This is a genomic window from Roseburia sp. AM23-20 (assembly GCF_003470905.1).
In the GTDB taxonomy this organism is placed as follows: Bacteria; Bacillota; Clostridia; order Lachnospirales; family Lachnospiraceae; genus Roseburia; species Roseburia rectibacter.
Genome location: NZ_QRHS01000007.1, coordinates 15,731 through 38,221, shown reverse-complemented (window position 1 = coordinate 38,221; position 22,491 = coordinate 15,731). Strand labels below are relative to the sequence as shown.

At 42.1% G+C, this 22,491-nt stretch carries 16 protein-coding genes; 15 read left to right on the top strand and 1 reads right to left on the bottom strand.

Going from position 1 to position 22,491, the window contains the following annotated elements; translation table 11 throughout:
* Nucleotides 1-254: 254 nt before the first annotated feature.
* From ptsP to DW650_RS07440, 7 genes are all read left to right on the top strand, one after another.
* A complete protein-coding gene (gene ptsP / locus DW650_RS07470) occupies nt 255-1,868 on the top strand; it encodes a phosphoenolpyruvate--protein phosphotransferase (protein WP_117919350.1) in 1,614 nt (537 codons plus the stop codon).
* A 23-nt stretch (nt 1,869-1,891) separates the two neighbouring features.
* Entirely contained in the window at nt 1,892-2,149 is a 258-nt protein-coding gene (locus DW650_RS07465) for an HPr family phosphocarrier protein (RefSeq protein ID WP_117919348.1), read from the top strand.
* A gap of 237 nt (nt 2,150-2,386) precedes the next feature.
* Nucleotides 2,387-3,220, top strand: a complete 834-nt coding sequence (gene licT / locus DW650_RS07460) for a BglG family transcription antiterminator LicT (RefSeq protein WP_118209513.1) — start codon at nt 2,387-2,389, stop codon at nt 3,218-3,220.
* A 35-nt stretch (nt 3,221-3,255) separates the two neighbouring features.
* Nucleotides 3,256-3,738 (top strand): PTS sugar transporter subunit IIA, encoded by a 483-nt coding sequence (locus DW650_RS07455; RefSeq protein WP_022112008.1) that lies wholly within the window; start codon nt 3,256-3,258, stop codon nt 3,736-3,738.
* Between the two features lie 143 nt (nt 3,739-3,881).
* Nucleotides 3,882-5,351, top strand: a complete 1,470-nt coding sequence (gene nagE, locus DW650_RS07450; protein WP_334294384.1) for an N-acetylglucosamine-specific PTS transporter subunit IIBC — start codon at nt 3,882-3,884, stop codon at nt 5,349-5,351.
* 247 nt (nt 5,352-5,598) lie between these two features.
* Nucleotides 5,599-6,465 (top strand): hypothetical protein, encoded by an 867-nt coding sequence (locus DW650_RS07445; RefSeq protein ID WP_118209512.1) that lies wholly within the window; start codon nt 5,599-5,601, stop codon nt 6,463-6,465.
* Nucleotides 6,466-6,588: 123 nt separating this feature from the next.
* Entirely contained in the window at nt 6,589-8,247 is a 1,659-nt protein-coding gene (locus tag DW650_RS07440) for a putative manganese-dependent inorganic diphosphatase (protein WP_118209511.1), read from the top strand.
* A gap of 66 nt (nt 8,248-8,313) precedes the next feature.
* On the opposite strand, the gene DW650_RS07435 is transcribed toward DW650_RS07440, so the two are convergent.
* A complete protein-coding gene (locus DW650_RS07435; protein WP_118209510.1) occupies nt 8,314-9,162 on the bottom strand; it encodes a helix-turn-helix domain-containing protein in 849 nt (282 codons plus the stop codon).
* A gap of 207 nt (nt 9,163-9,369) precedes the next feature.
* Here DW650_RS07435 and DW650_RS07430 point away from each other — a divergent pair, with 207 nt between their 5' ends.
* The 8 genes from DW650_RS07430 to hemW all read left to right on the top strand — a co-directional run bounded on the left by DW650_RS07430 (nt 9,370) and on the right by hemW (nt 22,420).
* Nucleotides 9,370-10,554 carry a trans-sulfuration enzyme family protein gene (locus DW650_RS07430; RefSeq protein ID WP_118209509.1) on the top strand — a complete coding sequence of 395 codons (1,185 nt, stop codon included), beginning with the start codon at nt 9,370-9,372 and terminating at the stop codon, nt 10,552-10,554.
* 14 nt (nt 10,555-10,568) lie between these two features.
* On the top strand, nt 10,569-11,423 hold the full coding sequence (gene dapF / locus DW650_RS07425; protein WP_117919334.1) for a diaminopimelate epimerase: 855 nt from the start codon (nt 10,569-10,571) through the stop codon (nt 11,421-11,423).
* 75 nt (nt 11,424-11,498) lie between these two features.
* Nucleotides 11,499-13,013: a UDP-N-acetylmuramoyl-L-alanyl-D-glutamate--2,6-diaminopimelate ligase gene (locus DW650_RS07420; protein WP_117919332.1), complete on the top strand. Its 1,515-nt coding sequence runs from the start codon at nt 11,499-11,501 to the stop codon at nt 13,011-13,013.
* Nucleotides 13,014-13,039: 26 nt separating this feature from the next.
* Nucleotides 13,040-14,191 (top strand): ATP-binding protein, encoded by a 1,152-nt coding sequence (locus DW650_RS07415; protein WP_118209508.1) that lies wholly within the window; start codon nt 13,040-13,042, stop codon nt 14,189-14,191.
* 334 nt (nt 14,192-14,525) lie between these two features.
* Entirely contained in the window at nt 14,526-16,850 is a 2,325-nt protein-coding gene (locus tag DW650_RS07405; protein ID WP_118209506.1) for an endoglucanase, read from the top strand.
* A 150-nt stretch (nt 16,851-17,000) separates the two neighbouring features.
* Nucleotides 17,001-19,070, top strand: a complete 2,070-nt coding sequence (locus DW650_RS07400) for a glycoside hydrolase family 31 protein (RefSeq protein ID WP_118209505.1) — start codon at nt 17,001-17,003, stop codon at nt 19,068-19,070.
* Between the two features lie 300 nt (nt 19,071-19,370).
* Nucleotides 19,371-21,182 (top strand): translation elongation factor 4, encoded by a 1,812-nt coding sequence (gene lepA / locus DW650_RS07395; RefSeq protein ID WP_117919324.1) that lies wholly within the window; start codon nt 19,371-19,373, stop codon nt 21,180-21,182.
* A gap of 2 nt (nt 21,183-21,184) precedes the next feature.
* Entirely contained in the window at nt 21,185-22,420 is a 1,236-nt protein-coding gene (gene hemW / locus DW650_RS07390) for a radical SAM family heme chaperone HemW (RefSeq protein ID WP_118209504.1), read from the top strand.
* Nucleotides 22,421-22,491 lie beyond the last annotated feature (71 nt).

Below are 22,491 nucleotides of genomic sequence, written 5' to 3'. Positions count from 1 at the left end.
GTATCTGTGAAAATATGTCGAAAATTATATCATAATTGTATACAAAGTATATAATTAGCATAATACGAAATTGTGTATTGACAAAAACAGGGTAAAAACGTATAATAAAAATACATATAGAGGGTAGTTCACATGCAAATGTACTAAACCGAAAAAGTAAGACGCTTATGATTGCGTGTGCTTTTTCGGTTTTTTTGATTTTGAATGCAGATGTGGTAGAGTAATGTGACTTGTTGTTTAGAGGGGGGAAACAAATGCAGCAAATTAATGGAAAGATTGCATTCGGAGGAATTGCGATTGGAAAAATCAAAGAAGTTTTTAAAGAAAACAATGTGGTAAGACGTGTGAAAATTGATGACACACAGGCAGAAATTTCACGTTTTAGAGCAGCCAAAAATCAGGCAACAGAAGAATTAAAGGCACTTTATGACAAGGCAGTCAAAGAAGTTGGTGAAGCAAATGCAGCAATTTTTGAAGTACATCAGATGATGTTAGAGGATGAAGATTATCTGGATTCTATTCGTAATATCATAGTAGCGCAGTCTGTGAACGCAGAATTTGCTGTAGCGACGACGGGAGATAATTTTGCAAGGATGTTTGCGGATATGGATGACGATTATATGAAAGAACGTGCAGCAGATGTAAAAGATATTTCTGAACGTGTGATCCGTATTTTATCCCGGAAGGAAGAAACTGTGCATGCGGCCGATGAAGAAAAATATATTATAGCAGCGGACGACCTTGCTCCGAGCGAGACAATTCAGTTAGAACGGGAGAGAGTGCTTGCATTTGTGACAAGACAAGGCTCTACAAATTCTCATACAGCCATTCTTGCCAGAACGATGAATATTCCGGCATTGGTATCAGCGGCAATTCCAAAAGAAGTGAATGGAAAGTATGCAATTATAGATGGATTTAAGGGTATTTTGATCCTTGATCCAGAGGAAGAAATATTAAAAGAATACGAGAAAAAACAGCAGAATGAGAAGAAACGTCAGGAATTATTACAGCAGTTAAAGGGAAAACCGACTGTTACAAAAGATGGAAAAGAGATCAAACTCTATGCTAATATTGGTGAGGTAAAAGATTTAGGAGCTGTTTTACAGAATGATGCAGCCGGAATCGGACTTTTCAGAAGTGAGTTTTTATATTTGCAGAGTGATCATTTTCCAACAGAGGAAGAACAGTTTCAGGCCTATAAAACAGTTGCAGAAGTGATGGCTGGAAAAAAGGTGATCATCCGAACATTAGATATCGGAGCAGACAAGCAGATAGATTATTTTGGACTTGATCGTGAGGATAATCCGGCATTGGGATATCGTGCAGTAAGAATCTGCCTGAACCGACCGGAAATTTTTAAAACACAGTTAAGAGCGTTGCTGCGTGCAAGCATGTTTGGCAATATTTCCATTATGGTTCCTATGATCGCATCTGTATGGGAAGTGAAAAAAGTAAAAGAAATCATGGAGGAAGTGAAAGCGGAATTGTCTGCAGAGGGATTGCCATATAAAGAAGTTGAATTTGGAGTTATGATCGAGACTCCTGCAGCGGTTATGATCGCAGATGATCTCGCAAAAGAGGTGGATTTCTTTAGTATTGGAACCAATGACCTGACACAGTATACGCTTGCTATTGACAGGCAGAATGCAAAACTTGACCGTTTCTATGATTCACATCATCCGGCAGTACTCAAAATGATCCAGATGGTCATTGACAGTGCCCATGAAGAAGGAATCTGGGCAGGAATTTGCGGAGAACTTGGAGCAGATCTGACTTTGACAGAAACATTTGTGAAAATGGGCATTGATGAATTATCGGTATCACCTGCAATGGTGCTGCCTGTAAGAAATAAAATAATAAATGCATAATCTAAGCATAGGAGGAAATTAAAATGAAATCATTCAGTTACACAGTAAAGGACGAATTGGGTATTCATGCAAGACCGGCGGGAATGCTCGTAAAAGAGGTTAAAAATTTTAAAAGTAAAGTAACTCTCGAAAAAGACGGAAAAGTAATTGATGCAGCCCGTCTGATGGCAGTTATGAGTATGGGAGTAAAAAAAGACCAGACTGTGACTATAACAGTGGAAGGTACTGACGAAGATGCGGCATATGATGCATTAAAATCTTTCTTTGAAACAAATTTGTAAGATAATAAGTTATTGTGTACAGGTTTTTGAAAAAAACATGGTGGATATTAACAAAAAAACAAAAATAATAAGAATAAAACTTGACATAATAAACAATGAATGCTACAATTTATTTAGATAGAAACAGAGCACATTGGATTGTTACTGGTAAGCAGGCAAAACCAAATTTTACATATCTGGCTTGGATTTTGTAAAATTTGGTTTTTTTAATTATTAGGGACAAAAACGGAGTGGAATATGGTTATCCAGAAAGTGATTAATAACAATGTAATATCAGCATATGATGTGAATCAGCAGGAAATTGTTATCATGGGTAAGGGAATCGGGTTTAAGGCGCATACGGGAGAACTGATTGATGAAAGCAAAATCGAGAAGGTTTTTCGTATTGAGAATGAGAAGCTTTCCAGACAGTTTCAGGAACTTTTAGAAAATATTCCATTAGAGCACATGCAGCTTACCAGTGATATTATATCCTACGCAATAAAGAATCTGAATGTACAACTGAATCAGAATATATACATCACTTTGACAGATCATATTAATTTTGCAATCCAGAGACAGTCGCAGGGGATTCAATTGAAGAATGCATTACTTTGGGAGACTAAGAGGTTTTACCATCAGGAATATCTGATGGGAAAATATGCAGTTGATCTTTTGAATGAGAAGCTGGGTACAGAGTTTACGGAAGATGAAGCAGGATTTATAGCCCTGCATTTTGTGAATGCAGAATACAACACGACGATCAATGATACATTTGAAATGACGAATATGATTCAGAAGATTTTAGAACTGGTCAGGCTGGAAATGGGAATTGAGTTTGATGAGGAATCCCTGCATTATGAGAGATTTATCACTCATCTTAAGTTTTTGGTACAGCGCCTTTACCGGCATGAATTGTTGAAAGATGAGGAGATTGAATTTGCAAGGATGATGGAAAATAAGTATCCGAAGGAATATGAATGCAGTAAACATATTGCTGAATATATTGAAAAGGAATATGGCAGCGGAATTGCCAGCGAGGAAATCATGTTTCTGGCGATACATATAAAACGTGTGTGTATGGCAGGATAAACCTGACAATAATACAGCAGAAAAGAGGTATGGAAATGTTTGATTTTTTTAAGAAAAAAGAAAAAGGGATTGAGATAGGTTCACCAGTAAAAGGAAAAACGGTTGCGATCAGTAATGTAAGTGATCCAACTTTTGGAGAGGAGATTTTAGGAAAAGGTGTTGCAATTATTCCTGCGGAAGGCAGGATATATGCACCGGCCGATGGTACGATTGAGATGTTATTTGATACGATGCATGCAGTAAGTATGACGACTTCAGAAGGTGTAGAACTGCTCATACACATAGGACTTGATACGGTTGCATTAAAGGGAGAACATTTTACTGCATATAAAGGCAATGGTGATTCTGTGAAAAAGGGAGAACTGTTGATAGAGGCTGATCTTGACGCAGTAAAAAAAGCCGGTTATGACGTGATCACACCTGTGGTTGTGTGCAATACATCAGATTATCAGACAGTGGAAACAGTGACAGATCAGGAAGTAGAACCTGGCGACACAGTATTGATCCTAAATAAATAAAGCACAAACTTGAGATGCAAATGAAAACGTTGTTTTCATTGAAAGACAGCGCAAGAATGGAGATTAAAATGTATTTTAGCCGTACTTATAACGGCATAAAATAAAATGAAAAGGGATAAAAAAAAGGAGGAGCTTTTATTATGATGAAGTATTTACAGAAATTGGGAAAAGCATTAATGCTTCCTGTAGCGTGTCTTCCAATCTGTGGTATCTTAATGGGTATTGGATATGCGCTATGTCCATCTACCATGCAGGGGGGCGATGTTTCCGGTATCGTTCAGATGATCGGTTTCTTCCTTGTAAAAGCAGGAGGAGCTTTGATCGATAACATGGCAATTCTTTTTGTTATCGGTGTCGGCGTTGGTATGGCAGATGATAATGATGGTACAGCAGCTCTTGCAGCTTTGGCATCATGGTTAATGATGACAAACCTTCTTTCTACAGGGGTTGTTACAACGTTAATGCCGGTAATTGCAGAGAATGAGACAAAAGTGCTTGCATTCAGTAAGATTGCAAACCCATTTATCGGTATCCTTGCCGGTATCATCGGTGCAACATGCTACAACAAATTCAAAGGTACAAAATTACCTGATTGGTTATCATTCTTCAGTGGTAAGCGTTGTGTAGCAATCGTTGCAGGCGTTGTTTCTATCATTGTATCCGCAATCTTATTATTCATCTGGCCTTTATTATTTGGAGCATTAGTTTCAATCGGTGAAGGAATTGTTGGATTTGGTCCTGTTGGTGCAGGTATTTATGCATTCTTAAACAGATTGCTGATTCCAACCGGATTACATCATGCACTGAACAATGTATTCTGGTTTGATACGATCGGACTTGGGGATTTACAACATTTCTGGGCAGGCGAGACGTCGGCAGATGTAACATGGGATTTGGGTATGTATATGTCTGGATTCTTCCCATGTATGATGTTCGGTATTCCGGGTGCAGCTCTTGCTATGATTCAGACTGCTAAGAGTAATAAGAAGAAAGTTGCAATCGGTCTGGTAGCCTCCGCAGCTGTTTGTGCATTTGTCTGTGGTGTTACAGAGCCATTTGAGTTTGGTTTCATGTTCCTTGCACCGGCACTTTATGTTGTATATGCATTATTATATGGTATCTTCACAGTGATTACGGTATTAGTTGGATTTAGAGCAGGTTTTAGTTTCTCTGCTGGAGCAACAGACCTTCTTTTCTCTGCAACCCTTCCGGCAGCAAAGAATACCTGGATGATCATTCCACTTGGTATTGCAGCATTTATTGTATTTTATGTTGTATTCCGTTTCGCTATCACAAAGTTTGATCTGAAAACTCCTGGTAGAGAAGACGATGATGTGGAAGCAGAGAAAAATGTCGACCTTGGGAGCAGTGATTACACAACTGTAGCGGCAACAATTTTAGAAGGTGTTGGTGGTGCAGCAAATATTAAAAGTATTGATAACTGCATTACAAGACTTCGGCTTGAGGTAAAAGACAGTTCTTTAGTAGATGAGAAGAAAATCAAATCAGCAGGGGCTGCTGGTGTTATCAGACCAAGTAAAACAGCTGTTCAGGTTGTCATTGGAACAAAAGTCCAGTTCGTAGCTGATGAGTTCAAAAAATTATGTAGATAATCAAAAACATACTATTTGTGAAATGAAATCATATTGAAGAAAAAATAATCCCTTTTTTGACAGAGGCGGTTCCAGTTGGAATCGCTTCTTTGTCATCTATGCGATCCTTAATGAAAATATAAAGTTTCACAGTCCACATGTTTAACATAATGGAAAATAATTTATTGTTTACAAAGAAAAACGATAATGATAGAATAACCATGATATATTGCGAAAAAAATCAGAAAGGGGGAAGAAGTGGACACAGATGGCAGGTTTATGGCAGATGGTATTCAGACAGCTTCAACCCCAGAAAAAGCGGGTCATACCGCAGAATGTACGTCATTTGGACCGGAAAAAGCCGGAAGAGAGCGGACAAATGAACAAACAGGAACAGGAAAGGACACAAAAGGACGTGGAAAATGAAGATTTACTGATCAGTCAGATCGATGAGTTTCGTGAAAAAGCAAAACAACTTCAGGTGCTTCTGGCAGCAAAAGAAAGTAAAGCGGCGGAACTGCAGTCACTTGTGGATGAGAGAGCGGACAAGGCACAGGAGTTAGAACATATTTTAACAGAACGTCAGGAAGAGGCGGACAAGATTGTTACCGAGTTTGGACGGAAAGTAGATGCGCTTGCTGATAAAGTGACGACGAAAATGACAGAGATTGAGGCAGGTCTTACCGGACAGGTGGCTGATATCAGGAAAACCAGTGAGGAACAGATTGCCTTAAATCGTCAGATGAATGAGGAGCAGACGGCTTCTAACCGGAAATTAAACGAGGAACAGATTGCGGCGAACAAGCAGTTCTTAGAGGAACAGGCAATTGCCAACAAAAAGCTCAGTGAAGGACAGATTGCGGAGGTCAAGGAGCTGTTAGAGAATGCAACGTCACAGTTAGAGTCTATTAAGACGGATCTTTCTGAAAAAGTACACACGGAAAATGTCAAATGTTATCGTAACATACAGGATCTGTTCAATGAGTTTGATTCTAAAATTGAAAAAATGGATGAGATGGAAGGCGGCGTTGATTCGGTGAAAGGATATGTGAAGCTGCTATCCTGGTTTTCAATTTTAAATTTTGTGGTATTGATCGTATTTATATTATATTCTATGGGAGTATTTCGCTTTTAACAGTACACATGACGCCGGCGCTGCCAGCGTCTGTTTCTTTCTTTTTTAGAAATAAAAAAGAAGAGTCCGGCAGTAATAAATCAGAGAAATAGCTGCTAATTTTTAGGTAAAGAGAGGAATTTCATGAGCGCAGAAAAGAGAAAAGTTTGGGTTGTAGGGCATAAAAATCCGGATACGGATTCTATTTGTGCAGCTATCTCTTATGCATATTTAAAAAATCAGACAGAAAACGATAAAACCTATGTGGCAAAACGTGCCGGAGCAGTAAATGCAGAGACACATTATGTGCTCGATTATTTTGGGGCACAGGAACCGGAGTTAGTTACTTATGCGGGAACCCAGATCAAGGATATCAATTTCCGGAGAACGGCGGGAGTGAGCAGTCAGATTTCCTTAAGACGGGCATGGGAGACAATGAAAAAATTAGAAGTTGTAACGCTTCCGGTAACCAATCAGTTTGGAAAACTCGAAGGAATTATTGTAACAAAGGATATTGCAACGTCTTACATGGACGTTTTTGATAATCATGTGTTATCCCAGGCACGAACACAGTATAAAAATATTGCGGAAACGTTGGATGGAACGATCATCGTTGGAAATGAGCATGCATATTTTGTAAGAGGAAAGGTAGTGGTAGCGACCTCGAATCCGGAATATATGGCAGATTATATCGAAGATGATGACATGGTAATCTCAGGGGACCGGGAAGAGGCGCAGAAACAGGCTATCGAGTCAAATGCAAGCTGTCTGATCATCGGTGGGGGAATTGAAGTCAGCGAGGATGTACGCGCCCTTGCGGAAAAACATGACTGCATCATTATTACAACACCGTTTGATACATTTTCGATAGCGCGTCTTATCAATCAGAGTATGCCGATCAAACAGTTTATGACACGAAAAAATATTATTACGTTCGGAATCGAGGATTATGTGGACGAAGTGCGGGAGACAATGTCAAAGATCAGACATCGTGACTTCCCGATTTTGAATGAAAATGGTAATTATGCCGGAATGGTTTCACGCCGTAATTTGATGAATATGCAGAAAAAACAGGTAATTCTTGTTGACCACAATGAGAAGGCACAGGCGGTAGACGGAATTGATGAGGCAGAGCTGTTAGAGATCATCGATCATCATCGTCTTGGCAGTCTTGAAACAGTTTCGCCGGTTTATTTTAGAAATCAGCCACTCGGCTGTACCTCAACGATCATTTATCAGATGTATCAGGAAAAGGGCGTGGATGTGCCAAAACAGATTGCAGGACTTTTACTGTCTGCCATTATTTCTGATACGCTGATGTTCCGTTCACCAACGTGTACACCGTTAGATAAATCTGTGGCGGAGGCGCTTGCAGTGATCGCGGAAGTAGACATTGAGACTTATGCGAAAAATATGTTCCAGGCGGGCAGTAATTTCAGCGGAAAGTCCACGGAGGAGATCTTTTATCAGGATTTCAAGATATTCCATACCGATGACTGTGATTTCGGAGTGGCACAGATCAGTGCTATGAGCCGGGAAGAACTAGACAAAGTGGCAGAGCAGATACGTCCGTTTATGGTACAGGTGCTTGCAGAAAAGAAGATAGATATGGTCTATGTCATGCTGACGGATATTTTAGAGGAATCCTCAAAAATTATTTTTGACGGGGAGAATGCAGGCAGGATTTTAGGAGCCGCGTTCCGCAAAGAAGAGCGGGCTGATGGTATTTTGTTAGACGGAATTGTTTCCAGAAAGAAACAGTTCATACCGACGCTCATGAATGAAATGGCAGAGCGTCAGTGAGAAGCAGTGTCAAAATAGGATGAGAATAACAGAATGTGTGTCCTGCGAACATTTTATTATCATAAATTAAGATTTCAGGTTTTGGAGAGAGTCCCTTGGGGCTTCTCCAAAACTTTTTTTATATGCACGCGAAAAAGTTGAATAATTTTTAAAACCGCAGGCATAGCAGACTTCGGTGATCGGCATTCCTTCTGCAATCAGATCTTTTGCTAAAAGCAGCCGTTTGGTCGAGAGATAATTGCCGATCGTGTAACCGGTCTGATCTTTAAACGTATGCATCAGATAAGAGCGGCTTAAGAAAAACCTCGCAGACAGTTTGTCGATGGAGATATCCTCGGTCAGATGTTCACTCAGATAATTTAATACCGTGATGATTTTTTCGTCGGAGGCAGTATCATTGATAAATTCGATGCCATCGTGCATGGCAGCACGGTTTAACTGTATCATAAATTCTAAAAATAAAATTTCCTGATGCAGGGAAGCTGCAAAATCTTTATCATTTACAGACTGGTCAAGTGCCTGTATCGCAGTTTTTAACTTTGCAGCACGCGAACCCTGAAAACGCAGCACGTGTGACTGTTCTGTGGCAGCCTGGCTCAGACAGTGTGAAAGATCAAAATCGGACTTTTCATATTTTTTCAAATAATCCGGTGAAATGTAGATGATGATACGTTCATAAGGAGATTCTGACTGAATGATCGGCCGGTGAACCTCCCCGGCGTGAACTAACACGATATCATTAGGGGCAAGCTGATAAGAATGTCCCTCGATGCAATAAGTGATATCACCGTTTAACAGGATTAAAATCTTGTGAAAATCGTGATAATGATAAGAAAAATCTTTTTTATTCTGGTCTTTCAGATGAAATAATTTAAAACTGGATGTCAGATAACCGACTTTTTTATATTCCGGCATACAGGTACTCCTTCCGAATCAGATTAATAAAATGCTTTTCAAATCCAACCCTAACACAAAAAAGCACAATTTGCAATATACACAGCACTAGACGAGTATATATTTTAAAAAGTGTTTTATATAATAGAACCATATGAAAGAAAAAAGTTATAGGAAATAAATGTAAAAAAACTTGAAATAATAAGAATGAAAAAGAAGGAGAACGGCATGAAGAATTTCAGCAATTACAATGATTACAGTACAAAAGAAGAATTACATTTTGAATCAAAGGCAGTACACGGAGCACTTGGAACGGAACCGCTTACCGGAGCAGTCAGCATGCCGATCTTCCAGACAGCTACTTTCCGTCATCCGGCACTTGGAGAATCCACAGGATTTGCATACAGCCGTCTTGAGAATCCGACCAGACAGGAATTAGAGCGTACTATGGCGATTTTAGAGGGAGGTATCAAAGGATTTGCATTTTCCAGCGGACAGGCGGCAAATATGGCAGTATTTTCCCTGTTAAATCCGGGAGAGCATGTGATCTTATCTGACGATATCTATGGTGGAACATTCCGTATCATCGGTGATGTTTTTGGAAGATACGGCATCGAGCACACTTATGTGGATATGTCAGAACTTGATGAGGTAAAGGCAGCCATCCGTCCGAATACAAAAATGTTATTTATCGAGACACCGACTAACCCGATGATGAAGGTGGCAGACATCCATGCACTTTCTGAGATCGCAAAGAGTATCGGAGCACTCACGGTTGTTGATAATACATTTTTAACACCATATTTCCAGAAACCATTACAGCTTGGTGCAGATATCGTAACACACAGCTCCACAAAATATTTAGGCGGACATAACGATACGATTTCCGGTATCGTGGTTGTAAAAGATGACGAGGAGATTGCAGAAAAGATCCATGTCCATATCAAATCTCACGGCAGTCAGCTTGCACCGCTTGATAGCTGGCTGATCTTAAGAGGAATCAAGACATTGCCGGTTCGTATGGACAGACACAACGAGAATGCGAAGAAAGTTGCAGAGTGGCTCAGAACACAGCCGAAAGTACAGAAAGTGTATTATGTAGGTTTTGAAGATCACAAAGATTACGCAGTGACGAAAAAACAGACAACTGGTTTTGGCGGAATGATCTCATTTACTGTTGACAGTTTTGAGACAGTAAAGAAAATCTTAAAAGGTGTTGATATGATCATGTTTGCAGAGAGCCTTGGAGGAACAGAGACACTGATCACATACCCGACAACACAGACACATGAGGATACACCACTTGACATCAAAGAGAAACTTGGTATTACAGACTGCTTCCTTCGTATGTCAGTCGGAATTGAAAATGCAGATGATATCATTGCAGACCTTGACAGGGCAATGAATGCATAAAATGGAGGATTACCATGAAATTTACAAAAATGCAGGCATTTGGAAATGATTATGTATATATTGATGCCGTTCACCAGGATATTAAAAATTTACCGGAGCTGGCACGGTTTGTCAGCGACAGACATTTTGCCATTGGATCAGACGGAATGGTTTTGATCTGTCCATCCGATAAGGGAGATTTCCGGATGCGGATGTTCAATCCGGATGGTTCAGAAGGAGAAATGTGCGGCAACGCACTCCGTTCTGTCGGAAAATATGTTTATGACCACAGGCTGACCGATAAGACAGAACTTGTGATCGAGACACTTGGTGGAATGCAGCATCTGAATCTGACGGTAACGGATGGTCTGGTATCAAACATCCGAGCAGATATCGGGGAACCGAGACTGGATACGAAAGTAATTCCGGTAAATACAGATTTAGAGCAGTTTGTAGAGCAGCCGGTGGAGGTGCTGGATAAAACATTTCATATCACGGCAGTATCCTGGGGCAATCCACATTGTGCAATGTTTGTGGATTCTGTCGCAGACCTTGATGTGGAGCGTTACGGAAAGACAATCGAGCATATGACATCGTTGTTTCCAAATAAAACCAATGTTACATTTGCAGAGTTTGTAAAGCGTGATTATATCAAGATCCGTGAATGGGAACGTGGGACCGGTGAGACGATCGGATGTGGGACAGGCTGTTCGACAGCGGTTGTTACAGGTGTTCTGACCGGACGTACAGACCGCAAAGTTACTGTGGAGCAGATTGGTGGACCTCTTCTGATCGAGTGGGATGAGAAAACGAACCATTTATTTATGACGGGACCGTCACACACTGTGTTTGAAGCGGAGATTGATGCATCACACATTTTAGAAAAATAAAAAGATATTATACAGGGGCTGCCGTGCAGAATGTACGGCGGCTTTTCGTGGTCTTGAACAATATAGGGAGAAAAAATGAAGTTAAGTAAGATCTGTGAAAAGATAAAATACGAATGTTTACAGGGCAGCATGGAAGCAGAAGTCAGAGACATTATCTATGATTCAAGAAAGATTGCAAAGGAAACCATGTTCGTCTGTATGGTTGGAGCAGTGACGGATGGTCACAAATATATCCCGGATGCAGTGGAAAAAGGAGCAAGTGTCATTGTTGTGGAGCGGGCGGAGGAAGCCACGCAGATTCCTGATACGATCACCGTGTTAAAAGTGGAATCTGCACGTTATGCACTCGCATTGATGTCGGCTGCATTGTTTGACTACCCTGCAGAAAAGCTGATCACGATCGGACTGACCGGCACCAAAGGAAAGACAACCACGACATACATGATCAAAAATGTGCTGGAAGCAGCAGGCAAAAAAGTCGGACTGATCGGAACGATCGGAGCGATGATCGGAGATGAGAAGATTCCGTCAAAAAATACGACACCGGAATCTTACGAACTGCACCGCATGTTTGCTTCCATGGTAGAAGCAGGCTGTGAATATGCAGTGATGGAGGTGTCCTCGCAGGGACTGAAAATGGACCGAACAGCAGGAATCCTGTTTGATTATGGTGTGTTTACCAATCTGTCCCCGGATCATATCGGACCAAATGAGCATGCATCGTTTGAGGAATATTTAGAATGTAAGAGCATGTTATTCCGCCAGTGCAAGATCGGTATTTTAAATGCAGATGATGAGCACAGCGAAGCAGTTGCGGCAAACCATACCTGTGAGATCCACAGTTTCGGGGTGGAAGATGGCAGTGAAAAAACGTTTCTTGGCAAACCGCTTGATCTGGTTGCAGCGGATCTTGGATTTATCAAGGAAAACGGAAAACTCGGTATGCATTTCCATGTGAAAGGATGCATGGACTGCGAGGCAAGAGTGCATATTCCGGGAAGATTTTCAGTATATAATTCACTGGTAACAATGTTAGTCTGCCATCTGGCAGGAATTTCAGATGAGGCAATCTTAGACGGTCTGGATAAAGTGCAGGTCAAAGGACGTGTGGAAATGCTTCCGGTATCGAAAGATTATTATCTGATCATTGACTACGCACACAATGAAGTCAGCACCAGAAGCGTGCTTACGACATTGATGGAATATCATCCGAAACGTCTGATCTGTGTCTATGGCGGCGGCGGAAACCGTTCAAAGCTGCGCCGTTATGATATGGGTGAGGTAACCGGTGAGATGGCAGATCTGTGTGTACTGACCTGTGATAATCCGAGAGATGAAGACATCCGCGATATCAATAAAGATATTAAAGTCGGACTTGCAAGAAGTAACGGAAAATATATCGAGATCGACGACCGGAAAGAAGCGATCGCATACTGCATGGTAAATGCCCAGCCGGGAGATATGATCGTATTGCTTGGAAAAGGCCACGAAGATTATCAGGAGATCCGCGGTGTGAAATACCATTTTGATGAGCGCGAGGCAGTTGCGGAAGTTTTAGATGAGATCAAAGAGGGAAAGCGCACAAAATAAAAGAATACGAAATTGGAGGAAATATTTTGAATACAATTACCGTAGAAGAACTGGCACAGAAAGGAACAGAAGGTCTGCAGCTGATCGACGTCCGTCCGGAAAATGATTTTTCACGCGGGGCGATCGACGGTGCCATCAATCTTCCGTTAGAAAAGATCGAAGCGGGTGAGACAGATATTTTAAAGAAAGACCAGCCGGTTTATCTGTACTGCCATGTGGGGGAAAACAGCAGGGATGCAGCAGAGATACTGGATAATGAAGGCTATGATACCATCAATTTAGAGGGTGGTTACCGTGCCTGGTTAAGATACCAGCTCACGCGTGTGACGATGGAGGATGATTCAAGAAAAGAGCGTACCGAGCAGATTGAAAAAAGCCTGATCAAAAAATTCAGAAAGCCGGTCTGGAGCCGTTTTACCAAGGCACTTCATGATTATGAAATGATCCAGGATGGCGATAAGATCGCGGTATGTATTTCCGGTGGAAAAGATTCCATGCTTTTGGCAAAACTGTTTCAGGAATTATACCGTCATGGAAAACGCAATTTTGAACTTGTTTTCCTGTGTATGAATCCGGGCTATAATGAGGAAAACTGGCGTATTATCCAGGAAAATGCAAAACTGCTTGATATCCCGCTCACGACATTTGAAACACAGATTTTTGATTCTGTTGCGGAGGTAGATAAGAATCCGTGTTATCTGTGTGCGAGAATGCGGAGAGGATATCTTTATTCAAAGGCAAAAGAGTTAGGATGTAATAAGATCGCACTTGGACATCATTTTGATGACGTGATCGAGACGATCCTGATGGGAATGTTATACAGTGGAAAAGTTGAGACAATGATGCCAAAACTTCACAGCCAGAATTTTGAGGGAATGGAACTGATCCGTCCACTTTATCTGGTAAAGGAAGAGGACATCAAGGCATGGCGTGACTATAACCGCCTGCAGTTTATCCAGTGTGCCTGCCGTTTTACGGAAAACTGTACAAGCTGTGGCGGGGCAAAAGGCTCCAAGCGTGAGGAAATGAAAGATCTTGTCACCGAACTGCGCAAAAAAAGTGAATTTATTGACAGCAATATTTTCAACAGCGTCAGCAATGTGAATTTAAAGACTATCATTGGATATAAAAAAGATGGAGTGTACCATAACTTCCTGGATGATTATGATGCAGATTAAAGCGGATTTTTCGTGTATAAGTAGGCGAATAAATGTGGTAGAAAATTGAGACGAAAATCCTTACTTTTAAAGTAGGGGTTCGTCTGGTGTTTAAGAAGGAATCCTGTTGGCGGGGTTCCTTTTTTCGATTCATAGGAAATTACGTCCTATGAATCAAAAAGCCCTCCGGGCAGGATGCGCATCTCGCGGAGAAGAAGTTAGCTGTAAACAGCACCGCTCGAGCGCGAAAGAGTCGCGAGCGACTCTTTTTATCAGCACTGCGAATCTGCTTACTCGCAAACGGGAATCATCGTTACACTGAAAAAAATATCCGCGAAAGGAGTTCACCTATACAATGAAAGCCCACAAAACAATCAACTACGAATACAAAAATGCCCCAATCCCAGGCGGCGGATACGTCACCGGACTGTTATACCATCCCAGACAGCCCGGCATCCTCTACGCCAGAACAGACATCGGCGGTGTTTACCGGTATGATTACGAAAAAAAACACTGGAAAAGTCTGATCGATGGCGTGAGCATGGAGGATATCTCTGAAACATTTCCAATCGCATGTGCACTCGACGAAAATCATCCGGAATATTTATATATTATGAGCGGTATCAACGGGCAGGGCTATGGAAAATTTTCTATTTCAGAGGATTATGGAGAGACATTTATCCATAAAAAGATACCTGTGACTGTCCATGGCAACCTGTGCGGAAGAGGAACCGGATATCGTCTGGCAGCAGATAAAAAGGATGAGAATATACTTTATTTTGCAAGCCAGTTAGATGGTCTGTGGAAAACCACGGACAGAGGAGATACCTGGAAAAGACTTACTTTAGAAGAAAATTACATGACATGTGTCTGGGTGTCAGATGATGCAAAAACGATCGTCGCAGGGACAGCAGGCTATACGACGAGAGAAAATGATAAACTGCGTGGTCACAGCCTGTATGTTTCCTATGATGCAGGCCAGTCATTTGAAAGGCTGATGCAGCCAGAAAATGTTTTAGTCAGTGACAGCAAAATGAATGGTCTGGTGGCATCACGTTATGATTATGATGGAACTTATCTTTATGTGACGATGAATGTTACCGGAAGATGGAATTATGTGGTCGATCTCGGATACAGCTGCGATTCCGGGGATGTGATCGGTGGAAAAGTACTCCGTTATTATTTTTCGGAAGGGAAAATTGCAGGATATGATGATATCACGCCGGATGCGGATGGTGTATTGACAAAAAAATTTTTAAATTATGGATTTGGCGGGATTTCCTCCTGTAAAGCGATGCCCGGACTTTTGGTCTGCTCGACACTTTGCCGGGAAAAAGAGGGTGATGAGATCGTATATCTTTCCAAAGATTATGGTAATAGTTGGAGTGTGAGCCTGTGCGGACTTGAAAAAGGAGATCTGTATTTTAATACTTCCTATATGAAGCCGGAGTACAATGGCAATCATTGTCTGCTGCACTGGATGAGCGATATTAAGATCAATCCATTCGATCCGAATGAGGTATGGTTTAATTCCGGAACCGGTGTTTTTATGACGGATGCACTGCTTGGTGAACATCCGCGTTATCATGATGCATGTGCAGGAATCGAGGAGACGGTTCATCTGAATGTATATGCCCCGGTCGCCGGAGAAGCAGAACTTATTGATATCGTCGGGGATCTTGGCGGTTTTGCGTTCCGTAATCTCGATGAACCATGTAAAAATTCATTTGACGACAGGGAAGGCAACCGCTATATTACCTGTATCAATGCAGATATTTCCGATGCAGACAGCAATCTTGGCATTGTGACGGCACGGGGAAACTGGAAAGGGAAAACAAAAGGCGGTCTGGTGCGCACCCGTGATAATTTTAAAACATTTGAGCGGATCAGCATGCCGTTTGGCATCAATGCAGAGATTGACCGAAAACTGCATGAGATTGAAAATCCGAATGTAAATGCCGGCTGGGTGGCAATGTCACCGGACGGTACAAATATTGTCTGGTCTGTGGCAGATGGCATCAGGCTACCGGTGGAACTGGTGATCATCAGCAATGACGGTGGGAAAAATTTTCAAAAAGCAGGCGTATTTGATCTGAAAGGAAATCCTGTCAAAAAGGGTTACCTGAAAGTCTTTTCTGACCGTACTGGTAATGATTTGTTTTACGGTTTTGGCGGTGCGTCTGAAATCTATGTGAGCAGGGACGGCGGTAAAAACTTTTACCAGAAGCAGCCGGAAGAAACATTTCCTATCTGCGATTTTGGTTATATTGATACTGCAAATAAGACGGAAGTGCGCGGTGAGGGTGGAAAAAGCGGTGTATTTTACATGGCATTAGGTGACGCGGGACTTTATAAATTCTGCTATGACACCGGAACAGATGAAATTCATGTAAAAAGGCTGACAGATGCGAAAGATGCATGTTACCGCATGGGACTTGGTGTGATCGGCGAAGGAAGGGAGTATCTGACAGAGGAAAAGGCGATTTATTTCTGCGGACGTCTTGATGGGGAATATGGATTTTACCGTACCCTTGATGAGGGAAAGTCGTATGAGCGGCTGAACCGGGATGATCAGATGTATGGTGAGATCAACAGTATCGATGGCGATAAGAGAAAGTTTGGCAGATTTTTCCTTGCGACAGGGTCACGCGGTGTTCTGTATGGAGAGATGTTGAAATAATCTGACAGGGCAGAATGTTTTGCAAATTTGTATCAACTGGAAAAAGGACGGAAAATTTTACAAATTTATATCAACTGGAAAAAATGATAAATACAGGAAATAGCGAGTTATATTAATTTTGAATGATTCATATAAGAGAGGAAAAGTTAGATGAGAGTTTACGAAGAAAATAACAGACTGGTAATTGCAGATGGAACATCGACATTGTGGTTAGAACCATGGGGAGAAAATTCTTTCCGTGTGCGCATGACGAAGGAAGCACAGATGGATGCACATGACTGGGCGCTGACCGAGGAAGTAAAAAAATGCCCTATTCAGGTGGAATGCAGGGAAGTTGACACGACAGATCCGTGGTATCGCGGAGAAGAATTTGCAAAATATCATCAGACCGGAAACGTATACACGGTAAAAAACGGAAAGATCACGGCGGTGATCTCCCCGGAGGGATGGATCAGCTATTTTAATCAGAAGGGAGAGCTTCTGACCAAAGAGTACTGGAGAAACAGAAACCGGATCAACCGCTATTGCGTGCCACTGCGTATTGATGCAAGAGAATTAAAACCGATTCCAGGAAGTACAGATTACGAACTGACCATGCGTTTTGAAGCATTTGATGATGAAAAAATATTTGGTATGGGGCAGTATCAGGAAAAAAATCTGAATAAAAAAGGTGCGATATTGGAACTGGCACACAGAAACAGCCAGGCGAGTGTACCATTTATGGTTTCAAACAGAGGTTATGGATTTTTCTGGAATAATCCGGCGATTGGGACAGCCATTTTCGGAGCAAATAAGACTGAGTGGCATGCAAAGAGCACAAAGAAACTGGATTATTTTATCACGGCGGGAGATACACCGTTTGAGATTGAAGAACAGTATTCTGCGGCAACCGGAAGAACACCGATGATGCCGGAATATGGTATGGGATACTGGCAGTGTAAGCTGCGTTACCGCAATCAGGATGAGATACTTGCAGTTGCAAGGGAACATAAAAAACGCGGACTTCCGATGGATGCGATCGTGATCGACTTTTTCCATTGGACAATGCAGGGTGAATTTAAGTTTGAGCCGAGAGACTGGCCAGATCCAAAAGCAATGGTGGATGAATTAAAGAGTATGGGAATCGAGACGGTCGTATCTGTCTGGCCGACGGTGGATGAGCGCAGCGAAAATTATGGGGAGATGAATGACAGGGGATATCTTGTCACACCGGATCGAGGACTGTCCTATCATATGAGCTGGATGGGTAATACGGTATTTTATGATGCGACAAATCCGGGAGCACAGAAGTTTGTATGGGATAAATGTAAGGAAAACTACTATAAAAACGGAATCCGCTGTTTCTGGTTAGATGAGGCAGAGCCGGAGTATGGTCCTTATGATTTTGACAATTACCGCTATTATGCGGGACCTGCATTACAGTGCAGTAATATTTATCCGGTCGGTTATGCAAAAGGATTTTATGATGGCTTAAAAGCGGAGGGAGAGAAAGACGTCATGAGTCTGGTGCGCTGTGCATGGGCTGGCAGCCAGAAATACGGTGTCCTTACCTGGTCCGGGGATGTGTATTCTTCGTTCCGTTCTATGAGAGAACAGCTTCAGGCAGGAATTAACATGTGTGTGGCAGGCATTCCGTGGTGGACATCAGATATCGGAGGATTTCTTGGTGGGGATATCAAAGATCCGGCATTTAAGGAGCTTTTAGTACGCTGGTTTGCATGGGGTGCATTCTGTCCGGTATTCCGTATGCATGGAGAACGTTCCCCGTGGTATGAGAGAGAACAGGAGTTTATCGATGGTGTGCGCCAGCTTACCTCCGGTCAGGATAATGAGGTATGGAGTTTTGGAGAGGATAATTATGAGATATTGAAAAAATATCTGTTTATCCGTGAGTGCCTCCGCCCGTATATCCGTTCCTGCATGGAACAGGCAAGTAAGACAGGGGCACCGGTGATGCGTCCGCTGTTCTTTGATTTTGCAGAAGATAAGGAGAGCTGGAACGTGGAAGATGCATACATGTTTGGCCCGGATCTTTTGGTGGCACCAGTCATGGAAGCCGGAGCGACAGAACGCAGGGTTTATCTTCCGTCTGGTACAAAGTGGACAGATGCATATACGAAAAAAGTATATGAGGGTGGAAACTATGTGACAGTACCGGCACCGATCGATGTGATTCCGGTATTTATGAGAGAAGGAACTTCTTATCCAATTTATGAATGAGCAAAAAATTCCCAACACAGCGTTTGCAGCCGCTGTGTTGGGAATTTTCATATTAAGAAGGGGGTTTAAGTCATAGTGACTACGGAAACCCAACTGTTAAATATTTAACAGCAAATTTATTATGCACCCAAAAGTACTAAAAATCCAGTGAACATATTGTGAATTTTTGTATTTTAATTGTTAATAAATGAAAGAGAACCGCGAAAGTGGACTGTGGACGACTTGACGTTTCCTTTGCTTTTCCCGTATAATAAAAAAGTATGGGTAAATGCCTGATTATTTTTTGGAATGGAGAATAAAATGTCAATAGATCAGAGTAAAATCAGAAATTTTTGTATTATAGCACATATCGATCACGGCAAATCAACGCTTGCTGACCGTATTATAGAAAGAACAGGAACACTGACCAGCAGGGAGATGCAGGCACAGGTTCTTGATAATATGGATTTAGAGCGTGAGCGTGGAATCACGATCAAGTCACAGGCGGTTCGTATCATTTATAAGGCAAATGATGGGGAAGAATACATTTTTAACCTGATCGACACACCTGGACACGTCGATTTCAATTATGAAGTGTCACGAAGCCTTGCAGCCTGTGATGGTGCGATTTTGGTTGTAGATGCTGCACAGGGCGTGGAGGCACAGACACTGGCAAATGTATATCTTGCATTAGACCATGATCTTGACGTGATGCCGGTTATTAATAAGATCGACCTTCCGAGTGCACAGCCGGATGAGGTGGTAAAGGAGATCGAGGATGTGATCGGTATTGAGGCGGAGGATGCACCGCGTATTTCCGCTAAGACCGGTTTAAATATCGATCAGGTGTTAGAGCAGATCGTGACAAAGATCCCGGCGCCGACCGGAGATAAAGATGCTCCGCTTCAGGCGCTGATCTTTGATGCACTTTATGATTCCTATAAAGGAGTCATCGTATTCTGCCGTATCAAAGAGGGAACGGTAAAAGTGGGAGATACCATCCGTATGATGGCAACCGGTGCACAGTCCGAGGTCACAGAGATCGGATATTTTGGTGCAGGACAGTTTATCCCATGTGATGAGCTTGCGGCGGGAATGGTAGGTTATATCTGTGCAAGCATCAAAAATGTCCGTGATACCCGTGTCGGCGATACCGTGACGAATGCCAACCGTCCATGCAGTGAACCGCTTCCGGGTTACAAAAAAGTCAACCCGATGGTGTACTGCGGTATGTATCCGGCAGACAGTGCAAAATATCCGGATCTCAGAGATGCACTGGAAAAATTGCAGATCAATGATGCTTCCCTGCAGTATGAACCGGAGACATCTTTAGCACTTGGTTTTGGATTCCGCTGTGGATTTTTAGGATTACTTCATTTAGAGATCATTCAGGAACGTTTAGAGCGTGAGTTTAATTTAGACCTTGTGACAACGGCACCGGGAGTTATTTATAAAGTGCATAAGACAAACGGTGAGGTCATTGACCTGACAAACCCGTCAAACCTCCCGGATCCGTCTGAAATCGAATACATGGAAGAACCTGTTGTATCGGCAGAGATCATGGTGACGAGTGAATATGTCGGCGCAATCATGAAGTTATGTCAGGAACGCCGCGGTGTTTATCTGAGTATGGAATATTTAGAGGAGACGCGTGCACTCATCAAATATGATCTGCCGTTAAATGAGATCATTTATGATTTCTTTGACGCATTAAAATCACGTTCCAGAGGTTACGCATCTTTCGATTATGAATTAAAAGGATATGAGCGTTCCGAGCTGGTAAAACTTGACATTCTGATCAATAAAGAGCAGGTGGATGCCCTTTCCTTTATCGTATTTAAAGACAGTGCCTACGAGCGCGGAAGAAAAATGTGTGAAAAGTTAAAGGAAGAGATTCCGAGACATCTGTTTGAAATACCGATCCAGGCGGCTGTCGGCGGTAAAGTTATCGCGCGTGAGACAGTCAAGGCAATGCGCAAGGATGTGCTTGCAAAATGTTATGGTGGTGATATTTCCCGAAAGAAGAAACTGTTAGAGAAACAGAAAGAAGGAAAGAAACGTATGCGTCAGGTCGGAAATGTTGAGATTCCGCAGGAAGCATTTATGAGTGTTTTAAAACTGGATGAGGATTAAAAATGGAAAAAAAGGAACTGGAATTATATATCCATATCCCGTTCTGTGTCAGGAAATGTAATTATTGTGATTTTCTTTCTTTTCCGGCGGATGAAGATACACAGAGACAGTATGTGAAGGCACTTTGTAAAGAGATTACCTACTATGGAGCCCATTGCAGGGATTATGTGGTCTCGACCGTATATATTGGCGGCGGTACACCGTCATGGCTTTGGGAGTCGGATATGGCAGCAATCATGGATGCTATGCATCAGAGTTTTTCCCTGCTGCCGGGTGCGGAAGTTTCCATTGAGTGCAATCCGGGAACTGTCACGGCACAGAAGTTTGCAGTATACAGACAGACCGGGATCAACCGGATCAGTCTGGGGCTGCAGTCTGCACAGAATGTTGAATTAAAAATGCTGGGACGTATCCATACCTGGGAGCAGTTTTTAAAGACCTATGAACTTGCAAGGGCAGGAGGATTTTCCAATATCAATGTGGATCTTATGAGTTCTCTTCCGGGGCAGCATATAGAAACCTATGCGGATTCCCTGCAGAAAGTATGCCGTCTGAAACCGGAGCATGTTTCTGCCTATTCGCTGATCATTGAAAAAGGAACACCTTTTTACGATCTCTATAAATTTGATGCGGTCAAGCAGCGTGCGGGAATGGCAACGGATGCACTGCCGACGGAAGATGAAGTCTACGAGATGACGCAGATGACGGAACAGGTACTGAAAGAAAATGGCTATGTGCATTATGAGGTGTCAAATTTTGCGCAGCCGGGATATGCATGCAGACATAATATTGGTTATTGGACACGTGTCAACTATCTCGGAATGGGACTCGGTGCATCTTCTTTGATGGAAAACATACGTTACACCAATACATCGGATCTATATACTTATTTAGAACAGATACAAGCAATCCGCGAAGGTATCTGGGAAAATCATCATGAAGATGGCACAGTGGAACAACTTCCGGCAACCAATCTACATGCCTCGGCAGAATCTGTAAGCAGGTATGCCCAGATGGAAGAGTTTATGTACTTAGGACTCCGTATGATCGATGGAATTTCCAGAGATGATTTCTTTCATGACTTTGGAATACCGATTGAGGCAGTGTATCAGGAAGTTTTAAATCATCTGCAGGAAGAGAGACTCTTAGAGCGCCGTGCAGGCAGAATTTACCTGACACCGAAGGGGCAGGATGTCAGCAATTATGCACTGGCACAGTTCCTGTTTGACGAAACATAATAAAATATTAAGAAAATGTTTTATGGTCATTTAAAGGTGGATGGGATATAATGTGGTAAAGCAATGAGCAC